The organism is Methanoregula sp. (genome assembly GCA_041645435.1).
Classification (GTDB): domain Archaea; phylum Halobacteriota; class Methanomicrobia; order Methanomicrobiales; family Methanospirillaceae; genus Methanoregula.
Genome location: JBAZQB010000018.1, coordinates 1 through 4,325, shown reverse-complemented (window position 1 = coordinate 4,325; position 4,325 = coordinate 1). Strand labels below are relative to the sequence as shown.

The 4,325-nt window shown below is 54.1% G+C and carries 3 protein-coding genes; 1 reads left to right on the top strand and 2 read right to left on the bottom strand.

Annotated features, from left to right (window positions below):
• Positions 1-507: 507 nt before the first annotated feature.
• The gene (locus WC593_15870; GenBank protein ID MFA4826626.1) at positions 508-1,725 is read right to left on the bottom strand and encodes an IS4 family transposase; all 1,218 of its coding nucleotides are present in this window, start codon (positions 1,723-1,725) and stop codon (positions 508-510) included.
• A gap of 217 nt (positions 1,726-1,942) precedes the next feature.
• On the opposite strand from WC593_15870, the gene WC593_15865 reads away from it, so the two are divergent.
• The gene (locus WC593_15865; GenBank protein ID MFA4826625.1) at positions 1,943-3,670 is read left to right on the top strand and encodes an IS1634 family transposase; all 1,728 of its coding nucleotides are present in this window, start codon (positions 1,943-1,945) and stop codon (positions 3,668-3,670) included.
• A 276-nt stretch (positions 3,671-3,946) separates the two neighbouring features.
• Here the strand turns inward: WC593_15865 and WC593_15860 are convergent, their stop codons facing one another.
• Entirely contained in the window at positions 3,947-4,264 is a 318-nt protein-coding gene (locus tag WC593_15860; GenBank protein MFA4826624.1) for a type II toxin-antitoxin system RelE/ParE family toxin, read from the bottom strand.
• Positions 4,265-4,325: the final 61 nt, after the last annotated feature.

Genomic DNA, 4,325 nt, shown 5'->3' with positions numbered 1-4,325 from the left:
CTAGTGTCGTGTCACACTTGACGTGACGCACTGTCATTCTGAGTTCCCGATTCCGCGCGGCGGAATACGCCTGGCAAGAAACTGTCACCATTCGTCTTTCCGGCGAAGGCCGGAATCCATGCAAAGGCTCCTGGATTCCGGGTCAAGCCCGGAATGACGGTTTTGGAGGGGAGTTTCTGAATAGGGAGTCCGTACCGGATGACCGAAGAATCTACCCATTGGTGATGAGATTCTTCGCGGAGTTTACACTGAGCGGCACAGAGATTCTTCACGCTGTTCAGAATGACACAAAGCGAAGGGCTCAGAATGACATTCCAAAGTTGACGCTACACTAGCCCCAATACTGTTCACTTTAATATCCTGATTGTTATTGGCGTATTGGTGCAAAGTAATCTACCGGATTGAATCTTAATGGGATAATTGCTCATTTTGCGTTTTACACCCCGCGGATTTTTCCTGCCTCGGCTCGAGACGACTCGTTCCTCCAGGATTTCATCGAGTACGGCTTCATGGAGCGCTTTCCTGTGCTGAGGGGGAAAAAGCAAAGGGATTCGCTAGTTTCCGTCTCACCACGCGCACGGCGTGGACGAATGACAGCCTATCTGGATCAATATCTCCCCTGATGGCAGCTTCGTGCATCAATCCCCGTATGGCAAAATGGGTCATCATCAGGCCGTAAAATTCTTGCCTGACGAGGTCGGGTGTCTTGCTCCGTAGCTGGATTCGGGAACCGCGTAAGTGGGTTTTGAGTTCATCCAGAGCGGTTTCAATTTCCCAGCGTTCGCAATACAAAGCCGCCAATTCCTGAGCGGGAGCGGCCTCTGGATCCAGAATGGAGGTTACCAGGCGGTAGATTTCTTTGGAACTGCTGCCCTCCAAGACATACTCAATGACGCGTACATCAATCCCATTGGTAGCGGTGCGGTGCTTTTGCCGGTAAGCGTAAATTTGACTCAGGTACGAGCCATCCGGCAAACGCTTGAGGCAGGGGAGCGACACATTCTTGCGCACTCGCCACAGCAATTCTGCTTGGGTACCCCGAGCCTTTTGCCACAATTCAAAACCAAAGAAATAGCGGTCGGCCAGGCACAACATCCCGGCTTCAAGATGGGGAATTACTTCTCTAGCCAGAGTAGCCTCTGCCGTACGGCAACCCCCCAATTGCGTTCCGAACAAGACATGGGTCCCGTTCTCCACCAGGGAGGCAAAGCGTATTTGCGGGTAACTGCTCCGACCCCGGCTGGCGCCCGGCCGCCCGAAGGCGGCTTCGTTTTCCTGATTGTCCGCTGTCTCCATGGTACTACCGTCGAGAGACACCAAACGCCATTGCCTATACCAAGCCCCCTTGGTATCCTTGCCGGCAATGGGTTTGACAACCGCATCATGCAGTTCCTTAACCGGATCAGAGCCAAGCCGTGTTCGGGCCTGGGAAATCCCTGACTTCCCGGTGATCTTGACCCGGGTGCCGGGGGCCGAGAGCCACTCGATTCCTTCCAGCAAACAGCGGAGCACTTCCCGATAAGATACCTCCATGAACAACGTCAATGCCAGCACATAATAGATCACCACGTGAGCAGGCAGATCACGCTGCCTCTGGCTCGTCTTACCGGTTCTCTCCAGTATTTCGTTCACCTTCTCTAAGGGAAAGGTCTTAGCGAGCACTCCAATGCTGATGTAGTCTGTAATTCGTGACCCCTGGGAAAGTGCCGCAATTGTCCGTGCCATTTTGAGTACCCTCCTTGTCTATTAGGATACAACAAAATGACTTAAATGAACAGTATTGGGCTTAGCCCAACTTCCGCAGTTTGAGCTTCAAAACGGTTTTTATTGAGTTTTCGCAGATTTAGCAAATCCGGGAAGGGTTGTCATGTGAAGCTGAGTCGTTTAAAAAACCCGATGTAGTACCAAAAACGACTCTTGGCAATGTTGTTATAATGTGCCCATGTATCTGAAGAGATGTGGGCAGGCCAAAGGGAAGCAGGAAGGCATATACTGGGAACTGGTGGAATCCTATCGGACGGAGCGAGGGCCTCGCCAGAGAATCGTGGCCTACTTGGGGGATGTGGGAGAAGCCAAGCGTCTGGGCGTCCAGCGGGCAGCCAACGATGAAGGGTGTTCCTGGCAAAGCCGTCTGTTCGATGAGGAAGGTGAGCCGGAATGGGTGGAGGTGGATGCCAAACGGGTACACGTGGAGCGAGTGCGTGACTTTGGCGGCTACTGGCTCGGCCTGGAGTTGGCGGAGAAACTTGGGCTCATTGATCTTCTGGAACGTCTGATGCCTGACGGGCGGGAAGATATTCCCTGGCCGATGATGGTTCTCACCCTGGTGCTGATGCGTCTTGGTGAACCGTCCAGCGAGTTGCGGATCGCCGAGCACCTGTACGAAAGAAGCTGTCTGGGTGATCTCCTCGGGATACCCGATGACAAGGTTAATGACGACCGGCTCTACCGGACTTTGGATCAACTTCTGCCTAAGAAGGTTGAGTTGGAGAAGCATCTGAAGGAGCGTCTGGGAGAGCTGTTCAATCTGGAATACGATCTGCTCCTGTACGATGTGACCTCGACCTATTTCGAAGGACAAGGCGATGGCAATCCGCAGGCAAAACGAGGCTATTCACGGGATCATCGCCCCGATTGCAAGCAGGTATGCATCGCCCTGGTAGTGAGCCGGGACGGCCTGCCTCTGGGATATGAAGTCTTTGCCGGTAACCGGACCGATGTGACGACGGTGGAAGAGATTGTGGAGAAGATCGAAGGTCAGTACGGGTCTGCCGGCCGGATATGGGTCATGGATCGGGGGATGGTATCGGAGGAGAACCTGGAATATCTGCGTTCCGGGGGAAGGCGATATATTGTGGGGACGCCCAAAAGTCAACTGAGGCGCTTCGAGAAAGAGTTGCTTATGGAGGATTGGGAGAAGGTGCGGGAAGGACTGGAGGTAAAGCGATGTCCTTCGCCGGATGGACAGGAGAGCTTCATCCTTTGCCGGAGCACTGCCCGTGCGCTCAAGGAGAAACAAATCCACGAGAGGTTCGAAAAACGCGTCGAGAAAGGTATGACGAAGCTGGTGGAGAGTTGTCAAAAGAAAAAGCAGAAGGTGGGCATCGTGGAACGGAGAGTGGGAAGGCTTTTGGAAGCCAACAGCCGAGCCGCCGGCCTATTCCGGATCGAGGTTACGCAACGAAGGGATGGTGGGGCTGAGGTGGTCTGGGAAAAGTTGGAGGAATGGCGAGCCTGGGCCGAAATGAGCGAAGGCTGTTACCTGCTGCGGAGCAATATCGTCGATTGGGATGCAGAACAACTCTGGCGTGCGTATATTCAACTGACCGAGGCTGAGGCGGCCTTCCGGATTCAGAAGGGCGACTTGAGGATCAGGCCCATCTGGCATCAGAAGGAAGCGCGGGTTCAAGCTCACATCCTGGTCTGCTTCCTGGCTTATGTTTTATGGAAGACGCTCGGACAGATGTGCAAAAGAGCCGGACTGGGCAGCGAGCCCCGGAAGGTGCTCGACGAGATCGCTCAGATCAAAGTCGTCGATGTGACCCTGCCGACGAAACAGGGGTTCCTGATCCGAAATCGCTGCATCGCCCAGCCGACCAAAGCCCAAGCCGTCCTGCTCCAAAAGCTCCAACTGCACCTCCCTCAGCGGATGAAAATTCAAAAAACGTAGTGCCAACTTTACGTTCGGGAGAACCACCTCCCAGATTCGAAACTGCGGAAGTTGGGCTAAGGGGGATTTCGTAGGGGCGAGTTTCAAACTCGCCCCTACAGGGGACACCCGCCGTTCGGCCAGGGCTCACGGCAGGCCCCAAACCCTCGGCAGGGAAGTGTCCCTGCACCCTCTGTTCCATCATTGCGAGCCAATCGAAGCAATCTCAAACCCTTCAGCTTGCTTAACCTGAGGTCTGGAAGCTCAGGCAATTGTTGGACGAGCGATGTTGTTGCCCTATTGTTGCTGCCCTCTGATCCGTTCAGTGACGGGATCGAGAAGCCTCTTACCGTGAATGACAGCCGCTACCGTGATTACATTGCCCTTCACGCGATATACGAGCCGATAGCTGTAGATAATCAGTTCTCGTATGGATTTATCCTCCAGCTCGGGCACTATCCTGCCGGCATAAGGGGAGTAGCTCAAATCACGCGCAGCGTTGAGAAGCCTGTCAACTACCGCCGCGGCATAGCGTTCGGAGTCGCGAGATATGTAGCCGGCAATGGACTCCATGTCTTCGATGGCTTCAGGAGACCAAACTACTTGGAAGTCCATTTCTTCAGCCGTTCTTCCGCTTCCCCTTGCGTCAATATGCCCTCTGTCTCAGCACGATCTA

Coding starts and splice junctions, on each gene's coding strand:
- WC593_15870 (MFA4826626.1), bottom strand. CDS start 1,725: ATGGCACGGACAATTGCGGCACTTTCCCAGGGGTCACGAATTACAGAC.
- WC593_15865 (MFA4826625.1), top strand. CDS start 1,943: ATGTATCTGAAGAGATGTGGGCAGGCCAAAGGGAAGCAGGAAGGCATA.
- WC593_15860 (MFA4826624.1), bottom strand. CDS start 4,264: ATGGACTTCCAAGTAGTTTGGTCTCCTGAAGCCATCGAAGACATGGAG.